Source organism: Klebsiella sp. HMSC09D12 (assembly GCF_001808475.1).
Classification (GTDB): domain Bacteria; phylum Pseudomonadota; class Gammaproteobacteria; order Enterobacterales; family Enterobacteriaceae; genus Klebsiella; species Klebsiella oxytoca.
In genome coordinates this window covers 9,727-34,949 of record NZ_KV793394.1, presented here as the reverse complement: position 1 = coordinate 34,949, position 25,223 = coordinate 9,727, and the positions used below count along the sequence as shown (strand labels likewise).

Here is a 25,223-nt window from a genome sequence, read left to right as displayed (position 1 = left end):
CGAACGGCATCACGCCGCCGGGGGAGACTCAGGCAAAAATGGTCATCAGGTAGGCAGCGAACAGCGCCAGATGCGCCGCACCGTTCAGCACATTGGTGCGCCCGGTAGAGAACGATATCTGGCACAGCAGCAGCGAGGCGACCATCACGACCATCTCCGGGGCGCCAAGGCCAAAACGCAGTTCGTTACCGGTGAGGAAGGCGATAAGCGTCACTACTGGTACGGTCAGGGAAATGGTGGCCAGCACGGAACCGAAAAACAGGTTCATCGCCCGCTGGACCTGATTGTTCAATACGGCCTTCAGCGCGCCAAGGCCCTCCGGGGAGAGGATCAGCAGCGCCACCAGGAAGCCGGTAAAGGCAACGGGAGCGTTCATGCTGGTCAACAGCGTCTCCAGCGGGTTGGCATTCATTTTGGTGACCGCAATAACCGCAACCAGATGTATCAGCAGCCAGGCGGTGTGCCACTTGCTGCTGTGCGCCGACGGTTTGCCGTGATGCGGGTCATCGTCGTCGCCGTCATCCTCATGTTCGTAAACAAACAGGCTCTGGTGCGTTTTGGTTTGAATCAGCAGGAAGACGCCGTACATAGCGGCGGAGATCAGCGCCACCAGCAGCGCCTGGCCGGTGGTAAAGTTGGCCCCGGGCAGCGCCATCGGGAAGACCAGAACGATTATCGCCAGCGGAAAGAGGGCGATAAGGTACTGTTTAATCCCGAACAGATTCATATACTGGGTGGCGAATTTGCGCCCGCCCAGCAGTAAAGAGAAACCGACAAGCCCGCCGGTAACAATCATAATGATCGAATAAAGCGTATCGCGCATCAGAGTCGGCGCTGCGTCGCCGGTAGCCATTAATGCGGAAATCAGGCTGACTTCAAGAATCACCACTGAGAGGCTTAAAATTAACGATCCGTAAGGTTCGCCAAGGCGGTGGGCCAGCACGTCGGCGTGGCGGACGACGCTAAAGGCGCTGCTTAGTATGCCGACCAGCGCCAGAATATTAATCGCAACGACCACTGGCAGTGACTGGCTGCTTCCCCAGAAGAACAGCACCGCCAGCGCCAGAACCGGAAAGGCGAGGGAGGTCTCCTTGTGGCGGGTTTTTACCGCCTCATGTGCATCGGTCATGAATTATCTCCAGCTATGCAGGTGTTATAATTATAGATATCGTAAGTTAATAAAATAACAGACATTGATTAAACTAATTTGTTTTTTTACTTAAATTTACCACTATAGTCCTGTAAAAGTGATAGATTGCCATAAACTGCGGTTACTATTTTTTTGTATTTATTATTCAGATAATTACTAAAACATCTTTCTCATTTATCTGTCGCCTTGCCAGCCGGTTGATCCTCTACCAGACTCACTATTCACCCTTAAACCGGAGGTTGCCATGCCCTATAGCAACAAAAGTGAATTGCCCGACAGCGTTCAGCACGTACTGCCCGCCCACGCCCAGGAGATTTACAAAGAAGCCTTTAATAGCGCCTGGGAGCAGTATAAACATAAAGAGGACCGGCGTGATGACGCCAGCCGCGAAGAGACGGCGCATAAAGTGGCCTGGGCAGCGGTGAAAAATGAATATCAAAAAGGTGAGGATGATAAGTGGCATAAGAAGAAATAATACCTTTTGCCGCGGCCTCCGCTGACTGTCCGCTTGCCCGCGGCCCGTTCATTGCTTATTGTCGAATAAAGCTGGATAATAATTCGGCAATACTTCACGGATGGCACCAGATAATCGCCGGAAGCGGGCAGTGGCGGAGGTAGTAGACAGTGTTAACTCGTGATTTCTTACTGAATGCAGATTGTAAAACGGCGTTTGGCGCTATTGAGGAATCGCTTCTCTGGTCGGCAGAACAACGGGCCGCCTCTTTGGCGGCGACCCTGGCCTGTCGTCCGGATGACGGCTCGGTGTGGATCTTTGGTTACGGTTCGCTAATGTGGAACCCGGCGCTGGAATATCGCGAATCCTGTACCGGTACGCTACCGGGCTGGCACCGCGCGTTCTGTTTGCGGCTCACCGCCGGGCGCGGTAGCGCCATGCAGCCGGGCCGCATGCTGGCGCTGAAAGAAGGTGGGCGCACGACCGGCGTCGCCTACCGCCTGCCCGATGAATCGCTGGAAGAAGAGCTGACGCTGCTGTGGAAGCGGGAGATGATTACCGGCTGCTACCTGCCGACCTGGTGTAAGCTGGAGCTTGACGATGGTCGCACCGTCAATGCGCTGGTCTTTATTATGGACCCGCGACATCCGCTGTTTGAGGCGGACACCAGCGCGCAGGTGATTGCGCCGCTGATAGCGCGCGCCAGCGGGCCGCTTGGCACCAACGCTCAGTATCTGTTCGCGCTCGATCAGGAGTTGCGCAAACTCGGCATGCACGACGCTTGCCTCGACGATTTAGTCGGTAAGGTACGTCATCTGCTTGGTGAGAATAGCCAGCCGGGGCTGGCGTAAGAATGAATCGCCCGGGGCGACCCGGGCGTTTGCTATCAGGCGGGAACGTAGCTGATAGAGTGTTCCAGCGACTGGCTGTGGCTGTCGATGAGAACGTTCCAGGTGCCGCTGTAAGGCACGGTCAGATACGCGCTATCTCTGTCCTGTACGCTCAGAACATCAGCGTGACTATCGCCAGGCACTTTGGCACTCATCAGGTGAATATGGCAGCGTTCAGAACAACGCACCACCAATGTGTCACCGCCAAACAACGTCAAACTTGCTTTTACCATTGCCATTTACTCTTAACCCCGTTTCTGTCTACAGCATCCTGCCAGCCCATTAACCCGCGTGATATTGTTCACATTTTGCTCTGTGCATAACACCAAAGGGGAGGGACGCGGATGCTGATTTTGATCAAAAAAAAGAATAAAGATTAAACAAAAATGACGTTGTGCCTGAAAGCTTTCAGCTGGCATTGTTTTCGATTAGTAAACGCCGCCAGCTTAATATTTAATCCCGTGAGCGCGGGGATTTTTAGAAGGTCAGGACTTTATCCGCCGCCAGCGTCCACTGCGCCAGCTCAACGAGGGTGCCAATCTCCACGCCATCAATCAGCGGCAGCGCGCTGATCCCCCGGCCATCGGTACAGGTTTTACACAGCTTCACCGGCACATTTTGCGCGGTGAGGATCTCCAGCATCTGCTGAATATTGTAGCCTTCCGCTGGCTTCTGCCCGCGCAGGCCGGCGGTGACCGCATCGGACATTAAAAACAGTTTGAGTTCAAGGTCAGACTGCTGCTCGCGCAGGGCGATCGCCAGACGCAGGCTGTTGAACAGAGATTCGCTGCCGTAGGCGGCACCGTTAGCGATAATCACAATACGTTGCATAAGGACTCCTTCTATAAGGCACGGTTATTGCTTGGCTGAAGTATAAAGCGTTAACCCGGGAGAGGGGTATGAATAATACGGCTGGCAATAGGCCTGAGGTGGTCGACTGGTTTGCGCGCGCGCGGCGACGCCAGAAACAGCAGCTACGTCAGCTGTCGCAGCTGGGGTCGCTGGCAGGAGAGATAAGTTCGCTGGTGCATATGCTGCAGTGCGAACGCGGCGCGTCGAATATCTGGCTGTGCTCGGGCGGCAGACTGTACTCGGCGGAGTGCCGGGCGGCAGCGGCGCTGGTCGATGAGCAATTCACACGTTTCAACGCCGCGCTGGAACCCGCCCGTGATGCCGCCAGCAGCGCGCTCTGCTGGCGCATTGCCTGCGCGGCGTGGTATTTGACGCAGCTTGCGGCGCTGCGCCAACGCGTGCGCGCCCGGAACATTCCTGCCGAAGAGGCGACCGGGCAGTTTAGTCGTATTATTCGCCATCTGTTGAATATTGTTCCGCAGCTCAATGACAGTATCGACGACCCGCAAATCGCTGGACGTATGGTAGCGCTCTATAGCTTTATGCAGGGAAAAGAGCTGGCCGGACAGGAACGTGCGCTGGGCGCGCTAGGCTTTGCCCGCGGGCAGTTCAGCGATGAACTGCGTCAGCAACTGGTGGACCGCATTGATGGCCAGCAGCCCTGTTTCGATAGTTTTCAGGCCTTAAGCTATCCGCCCCTCATCACTCTGTTTGCCAGCCAGTGCCTGGCCAGCCTGGAGATTGAACAGCTGCGGCGGGTTGCCTGTACCCGCCAGCCTCCAGTAGACGAGGGAGAAACGGCGCTCCGCTGGTTTTGCGCACAGACCCAGCGCCTTGAGCAGCTCCGTGGCGTGGAAGAGCGGCTGATCGTCGACCTGCTCAACGCCACCGCCGCCCTGCTGGAAGGCGAAGAGCAGAGCATGCAGTTGCCGCCCGCAAACTGGGATGAGGCTGAGGACAGTATCGCCCTGCGGCTGGACAAACAGCTGCTGCCGCTGGTACGCCAGCAGGCCCTTGAGCTTCAGCAACTCTCCTGCCAGCTTGCATCGTTAAAGGAAGCCCTTGAAGAGCGCAAACTGATTGAGAAGGCGAAAAGCGTGCTGATGACCCATCAGGGGATGCCGGAGGAACAGGCCTGGCAGACGCTGCGAAAAATGGCGATGGATAAGAACCAGCGGATGGTGGAGATAGCCCGTGCGCTGCTAACGGTAAAATCACTCTGGCAGACAACCCCAAAGGAGTAGTTGCACGATTAGCGAGCATTTATTGCCAGCCGACGGTGCAGCGTTTTGCGTATAGCAAGGCCGCTGGCTAAGCAAAAGCGCACAATATGGCCTTCTGCAAATCTGGCATCTGCTTTGCATTAGAAAAAATGAGTGAATAAGGTTTTGGGCAGCGGGCCAATGGCGGTGCGTATGTCCATGGATAAAGGCGTCCTGCGGTGCGTAAGCACCGCCGGGCGCTTTTTTTTGCGCGTTTCTGGAGCAGATATGGGCGATACGTTTTCAATTTCACGACGGCGTTTATTACAGACGGGGGCGGCGCTAGGCGGCGCGATGCTGCTGCCCGGCATGATGCAGGCGGCATGGGCGGCGGGGACGGATAAGCCGGAACAGACCACCGTGCGGGTGGGTTTTATTCCGCTGACCGACTGTGCCCCCTTAGCCATCGCTTCCCTAAAGGGATTCGATAAAAAGTACGGCATCACCCTCGTCCCGAGCAAGGAGGCCAGCTGGGCGGCAGTGCGCGACAAGCTGGTTGCCGGAGAGCTGGACGCCGCGCACATTCTGTACGGCATGCTCTACGGCCTTGAGCTGGGGATCGCCAGTAAACCCCAGGCGATGGCCAATCTGATGACTCTTAACCGCAACGGGCAGGCGATTACGCTCTCCAGCGAGCTGCAGGAGAAGGGCGTCACCGACCTGGGCGGACTGAAAAAACGGATCGACCAGCAGGCGCCGGGCAGCTACACCTTCGCCCATACCTTTCCAACCGGCACCCACGCGATGTGGCTCTATTACTGGCTGGCGAGCGGTGGAATTAACCCTTTCGACGATATCCGCACCGTCGTTGTGCCGCCGCCGCAGATGGTGATGAACATGCGTATCGGCAATATGAGCGGTTTTTGTGTCGGCGAGCCGTGGAACGCGCGCGCCATTAACGATCGCATCGGCTTCACCGTCGCCACTTCTCAGGATATCTGGCCGGAACATCCGGAAAAAATTCTCGGCACCCGCAGCGAGTGGGTTGAGCGTAACCCGAATACGGCTCGGGCGTTGGTGGCGGCGCTGATGGAGGCCCAACGCTGGATTGATGCTTCCGTGGAGAATACTCGCGAAACGGCGCGGATACTCGCCAGACGCGCGTGGCTGAACACGAAAGAGCAGTACCTCACCGGGCGCATGCTCGGCGCATACGACAATGGTATCGGTCGCCGCTGGCAGGATGCGCACCCGATGCGCTTCTACGAACAGGGGGAGGTGAGCTTTCCATGGCTCTCGGACGGCATGTGGTTTTTGACCCAGTTCCGCCGCTGGGGATTGTTGAAGGCGTCGCCGGATTATCAGGCGGTGGCGCAGCGCATTAATCGCATTGACGTCTGGAAAGAGGCGGCGCTGGCTGTCGGCGGGATCGGCGCGCCGAAGCAGCCGATGCGCAGCAGCACATTGCTCGACGGCAAGGTCTGGAATGGGGCCGACCCGGAAGGCTATGCCAGCAGTTTCGCGATTCAACGTAAAGGGGCATGAGATGAAACACGCATATAAAACTCAACCGCAGGCCAGCGCTGGAAAGGCGCCCGGCGAAGTGATCACCCTGCCGCCGCTGCAGGTTCGCAAAACCACGCCTCCGTTCAGCCGCTGGCTGCGCGATGCTACCCAACGTCTGCTGCCGCCGCTGCTCGGGCTGGGATTGCTGCTGTTGGGCTGGCAGCTGGCAGCAATAAACAGCAAAGGTTTCCCGACGCCGCTCAGCACGCTGGATTCCGCGTTGACCCTTTTTGCCGATCCGTTTTATCAGGACGGGCCGAACGATATGGGGATCGGCTGGAACGTGCTGGCGTCGCTGCAGCGCGTGGCGGTGGGGTTTGGCCTTGCCGCGCTGGCGGGCATTCCTCTGGGCTTTCTGATCGGTCGTTCGCCATTCTTCGCCCGGATGTTTAACCCGTTGATTGCGCTGCTGCGCCCGGTCAGCCCGCTGGCCTGGCTGCCTATTGGCCTGCTGCTGTTCCAGAAGGCGGAACCGGCCTCGAGCTGGACCATTTTTATCTGCTCGATCTGGCCGATGGTTATTAACACCGCCGAGGGCGTGCGGCGTATTCCTGAGGACTACCTCAACGTGGCCCGCGTGCTGCAGCTTTCCGAGTGGACGGTGATGCGCAAGATCCTCTTTCCGGCGGTCTTACCCGCGGTGCTGACCGGGGTTCGTCTCTCGATTGGTATCGCCTGGCTGGTGATCGTCGCCGCCGAAATGCTCACCGGCGGCTTAGGGATCGGCTTCTGGATCTGGAACGAGTGGAACAACCTCAACGTTGAAAACATCATCATTGCCATCGTCATTATCGGCGTGGTCGGGTTGCTGCTGGAACAGGGGCTGATGCTGCTCGCCCGTCGTTTTAGCTGGCAGGATAAATAAGGAGTCGCAGATGAAACCACTCATTCAGGTCCAGGGCGTCAGCCAGCGTTTCAATACCACCAGCGGCGAATTCCTCGCACTGCAGAATGTCTCATTCGATATTTACGAGGGGGAGACCATCAGCCTGATTGGTCACTCAGGGTGCGGTAAGTCAACTCTGCTGAATCTGATTGCCGGGATTACCTTGCCGACGGAGGGCGGCCTGCTGTGTGATAACCGTGAAATCGCCGGGCCGGGCCCGGAACGCGCGGTGGTGTTTCAGAACCACTCTCTGCTGCCGTGGCTGACCTGCTTCGATAACGTTGCGCTGGCGGTGGATCAGGTCTTCCGCCGCAGCATGAGCAAAGGCGAGCGCAAAGAGTGGATTGAGCACAACCTCGAACGGGTCCAGATGGGGCACGCCCTGCACAAGCGCCCGGGAGAAATATCCGGCGGTATGAAGCAGCGCGTTGGCATTGCCCGGGCGCTGGCGATGAAGCCGAAAGTGCTGCTGCTGGATGAACCCTTTGGCGCCCTTGATGCCCTGACGCGGGCGCATTTACAGGACGCGGTGATGCAGATTCAGCAGTCGCTGAATACTACCATCGTGATGATTACCCACGATGTTGATGAAGCGGTGCTGCTTTCCGACCGGGTGCTGATGATGACCAATGGTCCGGCGGCGACGGTCGGGGAGATCCTCGATGTTAACCTGCCGCGCCCGCGCAATCGCGTGCAGCTGGCGGACGATAGCCGTTATCACCATCTGCGTCAGCAGATCCTGCACTTCCTCTATGAAAAACAGCCGAAAGCGGCATAGGGGGCGGCGATGACGCGGCAACTGGTGATTATTGGTAACGGTATGGCGGCCACGCGCCTGGCGCAGGCATTGGTAGAACGGGATGCGCAGCGGTTTAGCATCACCATTATCGGCGATGAACCCGGCCAGGCCTATAACCGCATTCAGCTGTCGCCTGTGCTGGGCGCAGAGAAAACAGCAGGCGAGACGAGACTGCTGCCCGAGACGTGGTATCAACGGCATAACGTTAAGGTACGCGCCGGCGAGACGGTTACGGCGGTGGATATTCATGCCCGTACGCTGCAAACCACCGCAGGGGTAGTTAGCTGGGATGAACTGGTGTTCGCCACAGGCTCGCTACCGTTTGTGCCGCCGTTACCGGGCATTACGCAGCCGCACGTTTTTGCTTTCCGCACTCTGGCGGACGTCGAGGGCATCCTGGCCATCGACGGCCCGGCGGTGGTTATCGGCGGGGGCGTACTCGGCGTAGAGGCCGCCGCGGCGCTGCGGCGTTATGGTGACAGTGTCACTTTACTTCATCGCGGAAGCGGGCTGATGGAGCAGCAAATCGATGCTTTTGCCGGCGAGCAGCTGCAAATGCTGCTTGCCGATCGCGGGATTCGCTGCGTGATGGAGAGCCGTATCGCCGCTATTGATGCACATCAGGTGCGGCTGGAGGACGGCCGCGCGTTTGCCGCCTCGCGGGTGGTGCTGGCGACCGGCGTGCAGCCGAACAAACGGCTGGCCGAGCGCAGCGGGCTGGCCTGCGCCCGCGGAATCCTCGTTGACCGCCAGCTGGCAACCGTGCAGCCGGGCGTCAGCGCCATCGGGGAGTGCTGTGAAATCGACGGTCGGACCTGGGGGCTGGTGGCGCCATGCCTGCGCCAGGCGGAGGTGCTGGCTGCCCGCCTGTGCGCTACCCCAGGCGAAGATTTTTGCTGGCAGGATAGCGGCACTCGTCTGAAGGTCAGCGGTATCGAGTTGTTCAGCGCGGGCGAGCTGCGGGCCGCAGAACAGGATGAAAGCTGTATCAGCTGGGACCCGCTGGTCCGCCACTACCGGCGCCTGCTGCTGCGCGACGGTAAGCTGCGCGGCGTACTGCTGCTGGGCGATTGCAGCAGCGCTGCGCCCCTCACCGCTCTGCTGGGGGCGGATGCCCCGGCGCCGGCAGAGTGGCTCTTCGATCCCTCTTCAACGATGCAGCCGCGCGCTGCGGGAAAAATTATGATGACAAAACCTGTTTTGGTGCTGGTCGGACACGGTATGGTCGGCCACCATTTTCTTGAGCAATGCGTCGACCGTCGCCTTCATCAACGGTATCGGATTGTGGTGTTCTGCGAGGAACGCTATGCCGCCTACGACCGGGTTCATCTGACTGAGTATTTCACCGGACGCAGCGCAGAATCGCTGTCGCTGGTTGAGGGCGATTTTTTCGCTCAGCACGGTATTGAGCTGCGCCTGAGCGAATCGGTCGCCAGCATCGACCGCGAAGCGCGGGTGGTGCGCGATGCCTTCGGCCACGAAACCCACTGGGATAAGCTGGTGCTGGCGACGGGGTCTTACCCGTTTGTTCCGCCGGTGCCGGGTCATCATCTCGAGGGCTGTTTTGTTTATCGTACGCTTGACGACCTCGACCAGATTGCCGCCCGCGCCGCAACCGCCCGACGGGGTGTGGTTATCGGCGGCGGGCTGCTCGGGCTGGAAGCGGCCAACGCGCTGAAGCAGTTGGGGCTGGAAACTCACGTTGTCGAGTTTGCGCCGAACCTGATGGCGGTGCAGCTGGACAACGGCGGCGCGGCAATGCTGCGAGAAAAAATCAGTCAACTGGGCGTCGGGGTGCATACCAGCAAGGCGACGACGGAGATTGTTCGCAACGAACAGGGGCTACAGCTGAACTTTGCCGACGGTAGCTCGCTGGCGGCCGATATGCTGGTGTTCTCCGCCGGTATTCGCCCGCAGGACGGGCTGGCGCGCAGCGGCGGGCTGGAAGTGGGCGAACGCGGCGGGATTTGTATCGACAACCAGTGTCGTACCTCCGACCCGGACGTGCTGGCAATCGGCGAATGTGCCCTGTGGGAGAACAAAATTTATGGTCTGGTGGCGCCTGGCTATCAGATGGCGCGCGCCGCAGCGGCTACCCTGGCGGGCGAGGAAGGCTGCTTTAGCGGCGCGGATATGAGCACTAAGCTGAAGCTGCTGGGCGTTGATGTCGCCTCGTTCGGCGACGCCCAGGGGCGCACCCCGGGCTGTCAGAGCTATCAGTGGACCGATGGGCCGCAGCAGATCTACAAAAAAATTGTAGTCAGCGCGGAGGGCAACAAACTGCTCGGCGGGGTGCTGGTCGGGGATGCCAGCGACTATGCCACGCTGCTACAGATGATGCTTAACGGTATGGCTTTACCTAATCACCCGGAAAGCCTGATCCTTCCGGCGCTGGAGGGCAGCGCGCCAAAAGCGCTCGGCGTGGCGGCGTTGCCGGACAGCGCGCAGATTTGCTCCTGTCACAACGTCAGCAAAGGCGATATCTGCCAGGCGGTGAACGGCGGCGCGGGCGATATGGCGGCGATAAAAAGCTGCACCAAAGCGGCGACCGGCTGCGGCGGCTGTAGCGCGCTGGTAAAACAGGTGATGGAGTATCAGCTTGCCGAGCAGGGCGTTGAAGTCAAAAAGGATATCTGCGAGCATTTTGCGTGGTCGCGGCAGGAGATCTATCACCTGGTACGCGTCAACCATATTCGCACCTTCGAACAGCTGATTGCCCGCTATGGACGTGGTCACGGCTGTGAGATCTGTAAACCTCTGGCGGCCTCGGTGCTGGCCTCCTGCTGGAATGAATATCTGCTGAAGCCGGCGCATTTGCCTCTTCAGGACACTAACGACCGCTACTTCGCCAATATTCAGAAAGATGGCACCTATTCGGTGGTGCCGCGTATGGCGGCGGGAGAGGTGACGCCGGACGGGCTGATTGCGATCGGCCAGATCGCCAAACGCTATCAGCTGTACAGTAAAGTGACCGGCGGCCAGCGTATCGATCTGTTCGGCGCGCGCCTGGAGCAGCTCCCGGCAATCTGGCGCGAGCTGGCCGAGGCGGGATTTGAAACCGGCCACGCCTACGGCAAATCCCTGCGGACGGTGAAATCCTGCGTGGGTTCAACCTGGTGCCGCTATGGCGTCCAGGATTCCACCGGCCTGGCGGTAACCCTCGAACATCGCTATAAGGGGCTGCGCGCGCCGCACAAAATTAAAATGGCGGTCTCCGGCTGTACCCGCGAATGCGCGGAGGCCCAGAGCAAGGATATTGGCGTCATCGCTACGGAGAAGGGCTGGAATCTGTACGTTTGCGGCAACGGCGGTATGAAGCCGCGCCATGCCGACCTGTTCGCCAGCGATCTGGATGAAGCCACCCTTATCCGCAGTATCGACCGGCTGCTGATGTTCTATATTCGTACCGCCGACCGTCTGCAGCGTACCAGTACCTGGATGGATAATCTTGAGGGAGGCGTCGACTATCTGCGCGCGGTTATCCTCGAAGACAGCCTTGGCATCGGCGAAGAGCTGGAGCAGGAGATGGCGCGGGTGGTCGAGAGCTACCAGTGCGAATGGCAAACCACCCTTAACGATCCGCAGCGGCTGGCGCTGTTCCGCTCCTACGTGAACAGCGATGAGCCGGACGAAGCGGTGCAGCGGCAAACCCTGCGCGGCCAGCCGCAGCTGGCCCCGTTCGCGGCGCAGGCCGAACCGGCGCTGCCGTCCCGCCCGTGGCAGGCCATTTGCGATCTCGACGCCATCCCGCAGCAGGCGGGGATTGGCGCGCGGCTCGGCGAGCGGCAGATTGCGCTGTTCCGCTTTGGCGATCAGGTATATGCCCTCGATAATCTTGAACCGGGCAGCGAGGCCAACGTTCTTTCGCGCGGCCTGCTGGGCGATGCGGGCGGTGAACCGATCGTGATTTCACCTCTGTATAAGCAGCGTATTCGCCTGCGCGATGGCCGCCAGTGCGACGACGGCGAACTGGCGGTACGCGCATGGCCGGTAAAAGTGGAGAACGGTAAAGTATGGGTTGGCAACCAGCAGCTGCTGGCGCGCGCGGAGGCCTCGTGATGAATGAAACCAGGACCACTTGCCCCTATTGCGGGGTCGGCTGCGGCATTATCGCCAGCCTGAATGCCGACGGCCAGGTTACCGTACGCGGGGATGAACAACATCCGGCAAACTTTGGCCGCTTGTGCGTGAAGGGGGCGGCGCTGGGCGAAACCGTCGGGCTGACGGGAAGATTGCTCTTCCCGGAAGTCGATGGCGGTCGCGCGACCTGGGCCCAGGCGCTGGCAGCGGCGGGTTCGCGTCTGCGGGAGATTATCGACGAGCACGGGCCGCAAGCGGTGGCGTTTTATGCCTCCGGCCAGCTGCTGACCGAGGATTACTACGTGGCCAATAAGCTGATGAAGGGGTTTATCGGCGCGGCAAATATCGATACTAATTCGCGGCTGTGCATGTCTTCAGCGGTCACCGGCTACAAACGGGCGCTGGGCGCTGATGTGGTGCCGTGCAGCTATGAGGACGTGGAAAACAGCGATCTGGTGGTGCTGGTCGGGTCGAACGCCGCCTGGGCGCATCCGGTACTCTATCAGCGGCTGGCGCAGGCGAAGCGCGACAATCCGCAGATGCGGGTGGTGGTCATTGATCCGCGTCGGACCGCCACCTGCGATATTGCGGACATGCATCTGGCGCTGGCTCCCGGCAGCGACGGCGGACTGTTTGTCGGCCTGTTGAACGCCATTGCCGCCCGCGACGACATCTGCGGCGATTTTAGCGATGCGCCGCAGGCGCTGGCCATCGCGCAGGACTGGGATATCAACCACGTCGCGCAGTTCTGCGGCCTGCCGCGACAGCAGATCGCCGATTTCTACAGCGAGTTTATCGCCGCTCCCCGCGCCATCACGCTCTATACCATGGGGATTAACCAGTCCGCCAGCGGCAGCGATAAATGTAACGCTATCATTAACGTTCACCTGGCGAGCGGTAAATATGGGCGTCCGGGCTGCGGGCCTTTTTCGCTGACCGGACAACCTAACGCCATGGGCGGGCGCGAGGTGGGCGGACTGGCGACCATGCTCGCGTCGCATATGAACTTTGAAACCGACGATTTACGGCGTCTGGCGCGCTTCTGGGGGACCGAACGTCTGGCGCAAACGCCGGGGCTGGCGGCGGTGGATCTGTTCGCCGCCATTGGCCGCGGCGAGGTGAAAGCGGTGTGGATTATGGGCACCAACCCGGTAGTGTCGCTGCCGGACAGCCATGCGGTAAGCAAAGCGCTGGCGGCCTGTCCGCTGGTCATCGTGTCCGACATCGCCGCCGCTACCGATACCGGACGCTTTGCCCATATCCGCTTTCCCGCGCTGGCGTGGGGAGAGAAGAGCGGCACGGTAACCAACTCCGAACGAAGGATCTCACGCCAGCGCGCTTTCATGGCGCCACCGGGGGAGGCCAGAGCCGACTGGTGGATCGTCGCCCGCGTGGCCCAGGCGCTGGGCTTCGGCTCCGCTTTTGCCTGGCAGCACCCGCACGAGGTGTTCAGCGAACACGCCGCGCTTTCAGGATATGAAAATGATGGCCAGCGGGCATTTGATATCGGCGGACTGGCGGATCTCAGCCGCGAAGCGTGGGAGGCGCTGGAACCGGTGCGCTGGCCGGTGAGCCGCAGTGAAGCAGCCTGGAGTGTGCATAAGGGCTGGCATCGCGACGGTAAACTGCGGATGGTGCCGGTCGCGCCGCAACCTACCCGGGCGACCACCGATGCGTTCTATCCACTGATCCTCAACAGCGGGCGGATCCGCGATCAGTGGCACACCATGACCCGCACCGGCGCGGTGCCGCGTCTGATGCAGCATATTAACGAGCCGGTGGTGGAAGTCGCGCCAGCGGACGCGACGCGCTATCAGCTGCTGGAAGGCGAACTGGCGCGGGTGCGCTCACCGAATGGGGTGATGGTAGCAAAAGTGATTGTCAGCAATGGCCAGCGTCCCGGGTCGCTGTTTGTGCCGATGCACTGGAATGATCAGTTTGCTCGCCAGGGACGGGTGAATAACCTGCTGTCTGCAGTCACTGACCCGCACTCCGGGCAGCCGGAAAGTAAACAGGCGGCAGTGGCGATAGCTGCCTGGCTACCAGCGTGGAAAGGCGAGCTTTTTTCTCGCTTGTCGGTGCCGCTACCCGCTTCACTACACTGGCGGCGGCGGGCAGCGCAGGGAATCATTCATCTTTCGCTGGCGGGGGATATCGCCTCCCGCGAGTGGCTTATTGAGTGGTGCCAGCGAAAAGGGTGGCAACTACAGACAGCCAAAGGCGGTAGCATCTGGAACCTGCTGGCGTGGCAGGGGGAAGAGCTGATGCTCGGCTGGTGGAGCGATGTCAACGAACCGCGTGTGGATGCCGAGTGGATTAGCGCCGCGTTTCGCAGCCCTCCGCCGAATGCTACCCAGCGTCACGCATTATTGAGCGGCAGAAAGGGTAGCGATGAGGTACCGCGCGGACGCATTATCTGTAGCTGCTTTAGCGTGGGCGAACCGGCGATAGACGAAGCGATTGCCACTGGCTGCCGTACGCCCGCCGCACTGGGAGCAAAGCTCAAATGCGGCACCAACTGCGGCTCTTGTATCCCGGAACTTAAGGCGCTGCTGGCGGCGAAGCTGGCGCAGGCCTGATATTCGGTATATTCCTGGAATCGTGCGGGAGGCTGCCAGGGCGGGTAAAAAACGATAAACTTAACTTTTGCCGCCATCACTTTATGAGTAGACGTAACCGATTTGAGCTCCTTGTCGTTCCGTATAACCCCTTATTTACCGCTTCTCCTGCTGCTGACAGGCGCTCCCGCCCGCGCGCTGCAGGATACTCAGGCCTTTTCCAGAGGCCCTGAAAGCTTACCCGACCTTGGCCTGGCGCCGCAGGTCGATGACGACGCAAAACATTTTGCCGAGATGGCGAAAAAATTTGGCGAAGCCAGCATGAGCGATAATGGGCTGACAACCGGCGAACAGGCGCGTGTATTTGCTATGAGCCGGCTGGGCAACGAAGTCAGCCACCAGTTGGAAAGCTGGCTTTCGCCGTGGGGCAACGCCAACGTCGATTTGCTGGTCGATAAAGAGGGCAATTTTACCGGCAGCAAGGGGAGCTGGTTTGTTCCTCTTCAGGATAACGGCGACTATCTCACCTGGAACCAGTACTCGGTCACCCAGCGGGATAACGGTCTGGTCGGCAACGTCGGCCTCGGCCAGCGCTGGCGGATGGGCTCCTGGCTGCTGGGCTACAACTCCTTCTACGATAAAGTGCTCGATGAGCGCATGGCGCGCGGCAGCGTCGGGGCCGAAGCCTGGGGTGAATCGCTGCGCCTGTCGGCTAACTACTACCAGCCGCTCGGCGGCTGGCAGCAGGGGAGTAGCCTGACTCAGCAGCAGCGTATGGCGAGCGGCTACGATGTGACCGCTCAGGCGCGGCTGCCGTTTTATCAGCACATTAATACCAGCGTGAGCGTGGAGCAGTACTTCGGCGATAGCGTTGACCTGTTCCATTCGGGCACCGGCTATCACAATCCGGTCGCGGTGTCGGTGGGGCTGAATTACACCCCCGTTCCGCTGGTCACGGTGACCGCCAAACATAAGCAGGGCGAGAGCGGCGTCAGCCAAAACGATATTGGGTTAAAGCTGAACTATCGTTTTGGCGTTCCTCTGAAACAGCAGCTGGCGGCCGATGAAGTCGCCGTTAGCCGATCGCTTCGCGGCAGCCGCTACGATAGCCCGGAACGCGATAATCTGCCGGTGGTTGAATATCGCCAGCGCAAAACGCTGTCGGTTTATCTGGCGACGCCGCCCTGGGATCTTCAGCCCGGGGAGACGGTGCAGCTGAAACTACAGATTCGTAGCCTGCACGGAATTAAGTCGCTAAGCTGGCAGGGCGATACCCAGGCGCTGAGCCTGACCTCGCCGATAGAGGCCAACAGTACGGACGGCTGGACCGTGATTATGCCGCGCTGGAACAGCGAAGCCGGGGCAAGCAACCGCTGGCATCTTTCGCTGGTGGTGGAGGATAAAACGGGTCAGCGCGTCTCATCCAATGAGATCGCACTGGCGCTGACTGAGCCGTTGGTACGCGTACCGGCCGATGGCGTTTCGTGGCAGCATCTGCCCTAGAATACGCGCTCCTGATGGACCCAAACCGCCGCTTCCACGCGCGATTTCAGCTTCATTTTCTTCAACATATGTTTGACGTGCACTTTAACGGTACTTTCGGTGATATCCAGACGGCGGGCGATCATTTTGTTCGGCAGGCCCTGGGCAATCAGCTTGAGAATATCGCGCTCGCGCGGGGTTAGCTGACTGATGTCGCGGTCTGAGGTAGCGCGATTAGCGCGCAGGCTGGCAGCCAGCACCGGGGTTAACGCTTCGCTGAGCACCATTTCGCCTGCCGCCGCCTGCTGTAGCGCTTTCAGCAAATCTTCCGGCTCCATATCCTTCAGCAGATAGCCGTCGGCGCCGCGTTTCAGCGCGGTCACCACGTCTTCTTCATGATTGGAGACGCTAAACACCACCACGCGGCCGGACAGCGACTTCTCGCGCAGCTTGTCGAGGGTTTCCAGACCGTTCATGCCCGGCATATTGAGATCCAGCAGAATCAAATCAGGATCCAATGATTCCGCCATCGCAATACCTTGCTCGCCGTTGCTGGCTTCGCCGATAACCTGGATATCCGGGGCCATGCTGATCAGCTGTTTGACGCCGGTGCGCAGCATCGGGTGATCGTCGATGAGAAGGATGGTTGCCCGTTCCTGTTGACTCATGGAGTTCTCCTTATTGGATTGAAAACGATTTTTCAGGGATAAAAGTGACCACCACTTCGGTACCGCCGGTTTCCCGGCGCCGAACCTGGCAGTCCCCGCGCAGGCTCTGAGCGCGATCGCGCATAATAATCAGGCCGTAGTGGTTGCTGCGCTCCGCATGGTCCGGTACGCCGCGACCGTTATCGGCCACCGTCAGACGGACCTGATTGTCCCGCAACGCCACGGTAACGCTGACATCGGTGGCATTGGCGTGCTTCAGCGCGTTGCTGAGCGCTTCCCGGGCGATTTGCAGCAGATGGATGGCCTGATGCGACGGCACAAAACGCGGCGGCAGCTGATAGTCCAGGCGTACCGTAAAACCGAAGTGGGCGCTGTATTCCTGGCAGCTGGCCTCCAGCGCCGGACGTAGTCCCGGCTCGGTGAGCTGTAGCCGGAAGGTCGTCAGCAGTTCGCGCAGCTGAGCCCAGGAGGTATTCAGTTCATTACGGATTTGCCCCAGCAGCTGGCGGCTCGCTTCCGGCAGGTCATCGCCCTGCATTTGCAGGCAGCTAACCTGCATTTTCATACAGGAGAGCGACTGGGCGATGGAGTCGTGGAGCTCACGGGCGATAGTGGCGCGCTCCTCCATGACGATTAGCTGCTGCTGGCGCTCCTGATGACGATCGAGAGCGAGGGTGCCGGTAAGTTGTTCCACCAGCGTGTCAACCAGCTGCTGCTGATCGTGGCTCAGATGACGCCCGGCGGGCAGGGTGGCCAGTAAAATACCGTACTGATTATGGGCATCCGACAGCCGCCATTTTAAAGTGGTGCCGGTATCAGGCAGCGGCGGCAGGTCGCGGGGACAGAGATAACAGCCCCTGTCGTCGCACTGAATATCGGAGTGGCAGGAAAACTCCTGATGGTTGTCTTCGTCTTCAAGGTCGTAGACGCGAACTTCAATATCGCGCAGCAGGGTCAGCCCCTGTAAACCGTTAAGAACGGGCGAAATGCGTTCACAGAGCGGCGCGTTAGAGTGCAGGCGGCGGTTGGCCTGCCACAGAAAGGCGAGGATCTCGTTTTTTTGCTCCAGGCCGGCGGTTTTTTCCTGCACCCGGCGTTCAAGCACCGAATAGCTCTCCGCCAGCTCCTTGGACATGTTGTTCAGCGCCATGCCGAGCGTCGCCATCTCGTTGCGCCCGCTAATCTGCGCCCGCTGGGTGAAATCACGTCGGCTCACCGCTCGGGCCATACCGAGCAGCTGTTTCCACGGACGTAACAGGCGGGCGCGCAGCCAGACGATGGTAAATACCAGCAGCAGCGCCATCCCCACGGCCATGATGCGCTGGATCCAGACAACGTGTTTAATCCGCTCCTCGGTGGTGTGATCGAAAGCGGTAACCAACTGGTCAATGCGGTCGACAAAGCCGGCGACATCCGTCGCGACCGAGGCCTGATTTTGCGCTTTGCGCATTCCCGGCGCCAGCTCCAGCTGCCAGTAGTGCTGCAGCGCCTGGAGCTGCCGCTGCTGATCGTCATGGCGAGCGGCGTACTGCAGTTCCGGGCTAAAGACGGTTGCCGTCATTTCATCCAGCAGCTTTTGATCGCTGTCGGTGAGCGGTATCGCCGCCAGCAGGCGATAGCTCTGCATGCGCAGCGAACCGGCTTTATTGATGGCATGCGCGCTGCCCTGAACGCCATGCACCAGGCGGGAAGAGATCGCCATTCCGGCGACGCCGATGATCGTGGCCAACAGAACGATCAGCGCGAGTTGATTAACCAGCGTCAGCGGCGTAAAAAGTCGTTTCAACATGGGATATGGGGCTCCTGACCGGCAAATTATCCGGGAGTGGCGCTTATTCTCGGACATCCCCTGGAGTATACCCATACCCCCAAAGGATTACCCCTTAATTGTCAGCCTACGATGGGCTGGTGGCAGGCGTTGAGGTAATCCCGGCACTGGCGTGAAAAACCACACTTTTTTGCGCAGAAATAGCTACTCACTTCGGGTGATGAATTTTTTTTAGCCAAATTAGCGCCAACTTTTCCTTTGATTTATATCAACTTACCGCCGCCTGTAACCCATAAGGTAGCCAGGGTTAATATGAATCATCAGAGGTGTCTATGAGTCACTCTTCAATCCCGGAGAAGACTAACAGCTCAGTCATTAGCGACTGGCGTCCTGAAGATCCTGAATTCTGGCAGCAGCGCGGTCATCGCATCGCCAGCCGCAATCTGTGGATCTCCGTTCCGTGTCTTTTACTGGCATTCTGCGTCTGGATGTTGTTCAGCGCCGTTGCCGTCAACCTCAATAAAGTCGGCTTTCAGTTTACTACCGACCAGTTGTTTATGCTGACCGCGCTCCCGGCGCTGTCCGGCGCGCTGCTGCGCGTGCCTTACGCGTTTATGGTGCCGTTGTTCGGCGGTCGTCGCTGGACTGCGTTCAGTACCGGGATCATGATCGTACCCTGCGTATGGTTAGGCTTCGCGGTGCAGGATACCTCTACGCCTTTCAGCGTTTTCGTGATCATCTCTCTGCTGTGCGGCTTTGCGGGGGCGAACTTTGCTTCCAGTATGGCTAACATCAGCTTCTTCTTCCCGAAACAGAAGCAGGGCGGCGCGCTGGGTATCAACGGCGGCCTCGGTAATATGGGCGTCAGCGTGATGCAGCTGGTTGCTCCTCTGGTGGTATCCCTGTCTATTTTCGCCGTCTTTGGCGGTACCGGCAGCGAACAGCCGGATGGTTCCATGCTATATCTGGAAAACGCCGCGTGGATCTGGGTGCCGTTCCTGATTATCTTTACCCTGGCGGCGTGGTTCTTCATGAACGACCTGTCGGCATCGAAGGCGTCGCTGAGCGAGCAGCTGCCGGTACTGAAGCGCGCGCATCTGTGGATTATGGCGCTGCTCTATCTTGCCACCTTCGGCTCGTTTATCGGCTTCTCGGCGGGCTTCGCCATGCTGTCCAAGACCCAGTTCCCGGATGTGCAGATTCTGCACTATGCGTTCTTCGGGCCGTTTATCGGCGCACTGGCGCGCTCGACCGGCGGGGCGATCTCCGACCGACTCGGCGGGACTCGCGTGACGCTGGTGAACTTTGTGGTCATGGCTATCTTCTGCGGCCTGTTGTTCCTGACGCTGCCGACCCACGGCGAGGGCGGTAACTTTATTGCCTTCTTCGCGGTATTTATGGTGCTGTTCCTGACTGCCGGTCTGGGGAGCGCGTCTACTTTCCAGATGATTTCGGTTATCTTCCGTAAAATGACGATGGATCGCGTCAAGGCGCAGGGCGGCAGCGAAGCGCAGGCCATGCGTGAAGCGGCGACCGATACGGCGGCGGCGCTGGGCTTTATTTCAGCGATTGGCGCCATTGGCGGCTTCTTTATTCCAAAAGCGTTTGGTATCTCGCTGGATTTGACCGGCTCGCCGGCCGGAGCAATGAAGGTATTCCTGGTGTTCTATATCGCCTGCGTGGTGATTACCTGGGCAATCTACGGACGCAAGCAGAAATAATATTTTCTGGTGAGTTTCTGCAAAGGGCGCAAATATCGTTGCGCCCTTTTTTTATTTATTATTTAGTTACAACATGCTAATCGTTGAGGGTTATTTTAAAAGCAGTCCGGAGTCACAAATAAAATAGCGGCATAAGCATCTACCCCTTAATACCATGGCGAATGGCAAAACCCTGGCCTTTGCAGGTTTTTTAGATGAATTTATATGTAAATCATATAGATATAAAATAGAAATAAATACTACTTTGGTGGTATCAGGCTTCCGGAGCGGCTTTTATAAGCCCTATCGTCTTGATCGTTATCAATTCTCTCCCTCTTTCATAGCGTTACCTTCGCTGCAAATCCAGCAATGTCGATTTATCAGAGAGCCGTCAGGCTCCACACAGGAGAAACCCGATGAGTAAATTCCTGGACCGGTTTCGCTACTTCAAACAGAAGGGTGAAACCTTTGCCGATGGGCACGGCCAGCTTCTAAAAACCAACCGGGACTGGGAGGATGGATACCGTCAACGTTGGCAGCATGACAAAATTGTGCGCTCCACCCACGGTGTCAACTGCACCGGCTCATGCAGCTGGAAGATTTATGTCAAAAATGGTCTTGTCACCTGGGAAACCCAGCAGACCGACTATCCGCGCACCCGTCCGGATATGCCAAACCACGAGCCTCGCGGCTGCCCGCGCGGCGCCAGCTACTCCTGGTATCTTTACAGCGCTAATCGCCTGAAGTACCCGCTGATGCGCAAACGCCTGATGAAAATGTGGCGTGAAGCGAAAGTACAGCACAGCGATCCGGTTGACGCATGGGCCTCGATTATTGAAGATGCCGACAAAGCGAAAAGCTTTAAGCAGGCGCGCGGCCGCGGCGGTTTCGTGCGTTCGTCCTGGCAGGAAGTGAACGAGCTGATTGCCGCCTCTAACGTCTATACCGTCAAAACCTACGGCCCGGACCGCGTAGCCGGCTTCTCGCCCATCCCGGCGATGTCGATGGTCTCCTATGCCTCCGGCGCGCGCTATCTGTCGCTGATCGGCGGGACCTGCCTGAGCTTTTACGACTGGTACTGCGACCTGCCGCCTGCATCACCGCAGACCTGGGGCGAGCAGACCGACGTACCGGAATCTGCCGACTGGTACAACTCCAGCTATATCATTGCCTGGGGATCCAACGTACCGCAGACCCGTACCCCGGATGCCCACTTCTTCACCGAAGTTCGCTATAAGGGCACTAAAACCGTTGCTATCACCCCTGACTACGCCGAAATCGCCAAGCTTTGCGATCTGTGGCTGGCGCCGAAGCAGGGTACCGATGCGGCGATGGCGCTGGCGATGGGTCACGTCATGCTGCGCGAGTTCCACCTCGACAAACCAAGCCAGTACTTTACCGATTACGTGCGCCGCTACACCGACATGCCGATGCTGGTGATGCTCGAAGAGCGCGATGGCTATTACGCCGCAGGCCGCATGCTGCGCGCAGCTGATCTGGTGGATGCGTTAGGTCAGGAAACAAATCCGGAATGGAAAACCGTCGCCTTTGATGAGAAGGGCGAAATCACCGTACCGAACGGTTCTATCGGTTTCCGCTGGGGCGACAAAGGTAAATGGAATCTTGAACAGCGCGACGGTAAAACCGGCGAAGATGTCGAGCTACGCCTGAGCCTGCTGGGCGGCCACGACGATATCGCTAACGTTGGCTTCCCCTATTTTGGCGGCGAAGGTACCGAGCACTTTAATAAAGTCGAGCTGGAAAACGTGCTGCTGCACAAACTGCCGGTAAAACGCCTGCAGAAGGCCGACGGTTCTACCGTGCTGGTCACCACCGTCTACGACCTGACCATGGCGAACTATGGCCTGGATCGCGGACTCGGCGATGAAAACTGCGCCAGCAGCTACGATGACCTCAAAGCGTATACCCCGGCATGGGCGGAGAAAATCACCGGCGTTTCCCGGGCGCATATTATCCGCACCGCGCGGGAGTTTGCCGATAACGCCGATAAGACCCACGGCCGTTCGATGATCATCGTCGGCGCCGGTCTGAACCACTGGTTCCACCTCGATATGAACTATCGCGGTCTTATCAATATGCTGATCTTCTGCGGCTGCGTTGGTCAGAGCGGCGGCGGCTGGGCGCACTATGTCGGCCAGGAAAAACTGCGTCCGCAGACCGGCTGGCAGCCGCTGGCGTTTGCCCTTGACTGGCAGCGTCCGGCGCGCCATATGAACAGCACATCGTACTTCTATAACCACTCCAGCCAGTGGCGCTATGAAACCGTAACCGCGCAGGAACTGCTGTCGCCGTTAGCGGATAAATCCCGCTACAGCGGCCACCTGATTGATTTCAACGTGCGCGCCGAGCGTATGGGCTGGCTTCCGTCGGCGCCGCAGCTGGGCACCAACCCGCTGCGTATTGCGCATGCGGCAAAAAAAGCGGGCATGACGCCGGTCGATTACACCGTCAAATCGCTGAAAGAGGGTTCCATTCGCTTTGCCGCAGAGCAGCCGGAAAACGGTAAAAACCATCCGCGCAACCTGTTTATCTGGCGTTCCAACCTGCTGGGCTCCTCGGGTAAAGGCCACGAGTACATGCTGAAGTACCTGCTGGGTACGGAAAACGGTATTCAGGGCAAAGATCTCGGCAAGCAGGGCGGCGTGAAGCCGGAAGAAGTGGAGTGGAAAGATAACGGTCTCGACGGCAAGCTGGATCTGGTGGTGACCCTCGACTTCCGTCTGTCGAGTACCTGCCTCTACTCCGACATCGTGCTGCCGACCGCTACCTGGTATGAAAAAGACGACATGAATACCTCGGATATGCATCCGTTTATTCATCCGCTGTCTGCCGCCGTCGACCCGGCCTGGGAATCGAAAAGCGACTGGGATATCTACAAAGATATCGCGAAAAAGTTCTCCGAAGTGTGCGTGGGTCATTTGGGTCAGGAAACCGACGTGGTAACGCTGCCTATCCAGCACGACTCCGCCGCCGAACTGGCGCAGCCGCTGGACGTTAAGGACTGGAAAAAAGGCGAATGCGACCTGATTCCAGGGAAAACCGCGCCGCATATTCTGACCGTCGAGCGCGATTATCCGGCGATATACGAACGCTTTACCTCTATCGGCCCGCTGATGGAGAAAATCGGCAACGGCGGTAAAGGCATCGCCTGGAATACCCAGAGCGAGATGGATCTGCTGCGCAAGCTCAACTACACCAAAGCGGACGGCCCGGCGAAAGGCCAGCCGATGCTTAACACCGCCATTGATGCGGCAGAGATGATTCTGACCCTGGCGCCGGAAACCAACGGCCACGTGGCGGTTAAAGCCTGGGCGGCGCTCAGCGAATTTACCGGTCGTGACCATACGCACCTGGCGACGAATAAAGAAGAGGAAAAAATCCGCTTCCGCGATATTCAGGCCCAGCCGCGCAAAATTATCTCCAGCCCGACCTGGTCCGGACTCGAAGATGAGCACGTTTCCTATAACGCCGGCTACACCAACGTTCACGAACTGATCCCGTGGCGCACGCTTTCCGGCCGCCAGCAGCTGTATCAGGATCACCAGTGGATGCGTGATTTTGGCGAAAGCCTGCTGGTTTATCGTCCGCCAATCGACACCCGGTCGGTGAAAACGGTGATGGGCGCGAAATCCAACGGCAACCCGGAGAAGGCATTGAACTTCCTGACGCCGCACCAGAAGTGGGGGATCCACTCCACCTACAGCGACAACCTGCTGATGCTGACGCTGTCGCGCGGCGGGCCGATTGTCTGGATGAGCGAAGCGGACGCCAAAGATCTGGGGATCGAAGATAACGACTGGATCGAAGTGTTTAACAGCAACGGCGCGCTGACCGCCCGCGCGGTGGTAAGCCAGCGCGTACCGGCCGGGATGACCATGATGTACCACGCGCAGGAACGTATCGTAAACCTGCCGGGTTCTGAGATCACCGAACAGCGCGGGGGGATTCACAACTCCGTGACTCGTATTACGCCAAAGCCGACCCATATGATCGGCGGCTATGCGCAGCTGGCCTACGGCTTTAACTACTACGGCACGGTAGGGTCTAACCGCGACGAGTTCGTGGTGGTACGTAAGATGAAGAATATTAACTGGTTAGATGGCGAAGGTAACGACCAGGTACAGGAGAGCGTAAAATGAAAATTCGTTCACAAGTCGGCATGGTGCTGAATCTCGATAAGTGCATCGGCTGTCATACCTGTTCAGTCACCTGTAAAAACGTCTGGACCAGCCGCGAGGGTATGGAGTACGCGTGGTTCAACAACGTTGAAAGTAAGCCGGGCGTTGGTTTCCCGAACGACTGGGAGAATCAGGAAAAGTGGAAAGGCGGCTGGATCCGTAAGATCAACGGCAAGCTGCAGCCGCGCATGGGCAACCGCGCGATGCTGCTGGGTAAAATCTTTGCTAACCCGCATTTGCCGGGCATCGACGACTACTACGAGCCCTTTGATTACGACTACCAGAATCTGCACAACGCGCCGGAAAGCAAACATCAGCCGATCGCTCGCCCGCGCTCGCTGATCACCGGCCAGCGGATGGATAAAATCACCAGCGGTCCGAACTGGGAAGAGATTCTGGGCGGCGAATTTGAAAAACGCGCCAAAGACCAGAACTTCGAAAACATGCAGAAGGCGATGTACGGCCAGTTCGAAAACACCTTTATGATGTATCTGCCGCGCCTGTGCGAACACTGTCTGAACCCGGCGTGCGTCGCGACCTGCCCGAGCGGCGCGATCTATAAACGTGAAGAAGACGGCATCGTGCTGATCGACCAGGACAAGTGCCGCGGCTGGCGCATGTGCATCACCGGTTGCCCGTACAAGAAAATCTATTTCAACTGGAAGAGCGGCAAATCAGAGAAGTGCATTTTCTGCTACCCGCGTATCGAATCCGGGATGCCGACCGTCTGTTCGGAAACCTGCGTGGGGCGTATTCGCTACCTCGGCGTGCTGCTGTATGACGCGGACGCGATTGAAAATGCCGCCAGCACGGAGAATGAGAAAGACCTGTATCAGCGTCAGCTGGACGTGTTCCTCAACCCGAACGACCCGAAAGTGATTGAGCAGGCGCTGAAGGACGGCGTGCCGCAGGGGGTTATCGAAGCCGCCCAGCAGTCGCCGGTGTACAAAATGGCGATGGACTGGAAGC

General features: G+C 58.8%; 17 protein-coding genes. 12 read left to right on the top strand and 5 right to left on the bottom strand.

Annotation, left to right across the window (positions count from 1 at the left end; translation table 11 throughout):
- Positions 1-28: 28 nt before the first annotated feature.
- Positions 29-1,129: a sodium-potassium/proton antiporter ChaA gene (gene chaA, locus HMPREF3178_RS03350; protein WP_004113666.1), complete on the bottom strand. Its 1,101-nt coding sequence runs from the start codon at positions 1,127-1,129 to the stop codon at positions 29-31.
- 265 nt (positions 1,130-1,394) lie between these two features.
- Between chaA and chaB the strand changes: the two genes are divergently transcribed.
- Both chaB and HMPREF3178_RS03340 read left to right on the top strand, forming a co-directional pair.
- Positions 1,395-1,625, top strand: a complete 231-nt coding sequence (gene chaB / locus HMPREF3178_RS03345) for a putative cation transport regulator ChaB (RefSeq protein WP_004103144.1) — start codon at positions 1,395-1,397, stop codon at positions 1,623-1,625.
- A gap of 149 nt (positions 1,626-1,774) precedes the next feature.
- Positions 1,775-2,455, top strand: coding sequence for a gamma-glutamylcyclotransferase (locus HMPREF3178_RS03340; RefSeq protein WP_004103143.1), 681 nt, complete (start codon positions 1,775-1,777; stop codon positions 2,453-2,455).
- A gap of 35 nt (positions 2,456-2,490) precedes the next feature.
- Here HMPREF3178_RS03340 and HMPREF3178_RS03335 read toward each other — a convergent pair whose 3' ends face one another.
- Positions 2,491-2,733, bottom strand: coding sequence for a DUF1883 domain-containing protein (locus tag HMPREF3178_RS03335; RefSeq protein ID WP_004103142.1), 243 nt, complete (start codon positions 2,731-2,733; stop codon positions 2,491-2,493).
- A 238-nt stretch (positions 2,734-2,971) separates the two neighbouring features.
- Positions 2,972-3,325: a DsrE/DsrF/TusD sulfur relay family protein gene (locus HMPREF3178_RS03330; protein ID WP_004103141.1), complete on the bottom strand. Its 354-nt coding sequence runs from the start codon at positions 3,323-3,325 to the stop codon at positions 2,972-2,974.
- 68 nt (positions 3,326-3,393) lie between these two features.
- Here HMPREF3178_RS03330 and nasR point away from each other — a divergent pair, with 68 nt between their 5' ends.
- The 7 genes from nasR to HMPREF3178_RS03295 all read left to right on the top strand — a co-directional run bounded on the left by nasR (position 3,394) and on the right by HMPREF3178_RS03295 (position 15,940).
- Entirely contained in the window at positions 3,394-4,590 is a 1,197-nt protein-coding gene (nasR, locus tag HMPREF3178_RS03325; protein ID WP_004113664.1) for a nitrate regulatory protein NasR, read from the top strand.
- Between the two features lie 246 nt (positions 4,591-4,836).
- Entirely contained in the window at positions 4,837-6,093 is a 1,257-nt protein-coding gene (locus HMPREF3178_RS03320; protein ID WP_004103139.1) for a CmpA/NrtA family ABC transporter substrate-binding protein, read from the top strand.
- Position 6,094: 1 nt separating this feature from the next.
- Positions 6,095-6,979: a nitrate ABC transporter permease gene (gene ntrB / locus HMPREF3178_RS03315; protein WP_004103138.1), complete on the top strand. Its 885-nt coding sequence runs from the start codon at positions 6,095-6,097 to the stop codon at positions 6,977-6,979.
- A 10-nt stretch (positions 6,980-6,989) separates the two neighbouring features.
- Entirely contained in the window at positions 6,990-7,778 is a 789-nt protein-coding gene (locus tag HMPREF3178_RS03310; RefSeq protein WP_016808835.1) for an ABC transporter ATP-binding protein, read from the top strand.
- 9 nt (positions 7,779-7,787) lie between these two features.
- On the top strand, positions 7,788-11,858 hold the full coding sequence (gene nirB / locus HMPREF3178_RS03305) for a nitrite reductase large subunit NirB (protein WP_075553291.1): 4,071 nt from the start codon (positions 7,788-7,790) through the stop codon (positions 11,856-11,858).
- Complete coding sequence (locus tag HMPREF3178_RS03300; protein WP_017145675.1) at positions 11,858-14,458, top strand: nitrate reductase; 2,601 nt, start codon at positions 11,858-11,860, stop codon at positions 14,456-14,458. The genes nirB and HMPREF3178_RS03300 overlap by 1 nt, the downstream gene beginning before the upstream one ends.
- Positions 14,459-14,560: 102 nt before the next feature.
- A complete protein-coding gene (locus tag HMPREF3178_RS03295) occupies positions 14,561-15,940 on the top strand; it encodes a YchO/YchP family invasin (protein ID WP_004103131.1) in 1,380 nt (459 codons plus the stop codon).
- Here the strand turns inward: HMPREF3178_RS03295 and narL are convergent.
- Positions 15,937-16,587, bottom strand: a complete 651-nt coding sequence (gene narL / locus HMPREF3178_RS03290) for a two-component system response regulator NarL (RefSeq protein WP_004103129.1) — start codon at positions 16,585-16,587, stop codon at positions 15,937-15,939. The genes HMPREF3178_RS03295 and narL overlap by 4 nt on opposite strands.
- A gap of 10 nt (positions 16,588-16,597) precedes the next feature.
- Positions 16,598-18,376, bottom strand: coding sequence for a nitrate/nitrite two-component system sensor histidine kinase NarX (gene narX, locus HMPREF3178_RS03285; RefSeq protein WP_017145677.1), 1,779 nt, complete (start codon positions 18,374-18,376; stop codon positions 16,598-16,600).
- A gap of 311 nt (positions 18,377-18,687) precedes the next feature.
- Between narX and HMPREF3178_RS03280 the strand changes: the two genes are divergently transcribed.
- The 3 genes from HMPREF3178_RS03280 to narH all read left to right on the top strand — a co-directional run.
- Positions 18,688-20,076 (top strand): NarK family nitrate/nitrite MFS transporter, encoded by a 1,389-nt coding sequence (locus HMPREF3178_RS03280; RefSeq protein WP_017145678.1) that lies wholly within the window; start codon positions 18,688-18,690, stop codon positions 20,074-20,076.
- Between the two features lie 395 nt (positions 20,077-20,471).
- Positions 20,472-24,215 carry a nitrate reductase subunit alpha gene (locus tag HMPREF3178_RS03275; protein ID WP_017145679.1) on the top strand — a complete coding sequence of 1,248 codons (3,744 nt, stop codon included), beginning with the start codon at positions 20,472-20,474 and terminating at the stop codon, positions 24,213-24,215.
- The coding region (narH, locus tag HMPREF3178_RS31535; protein ID WP_228705118.1) for a nitrate reductase subunit beta at positions 24,212-25,223 on the top strand (1,012 nt) is incomplete at its 3' end. The genes HMPREF3178_RS03275 and narH, both read left to right, overlap by 4 nt.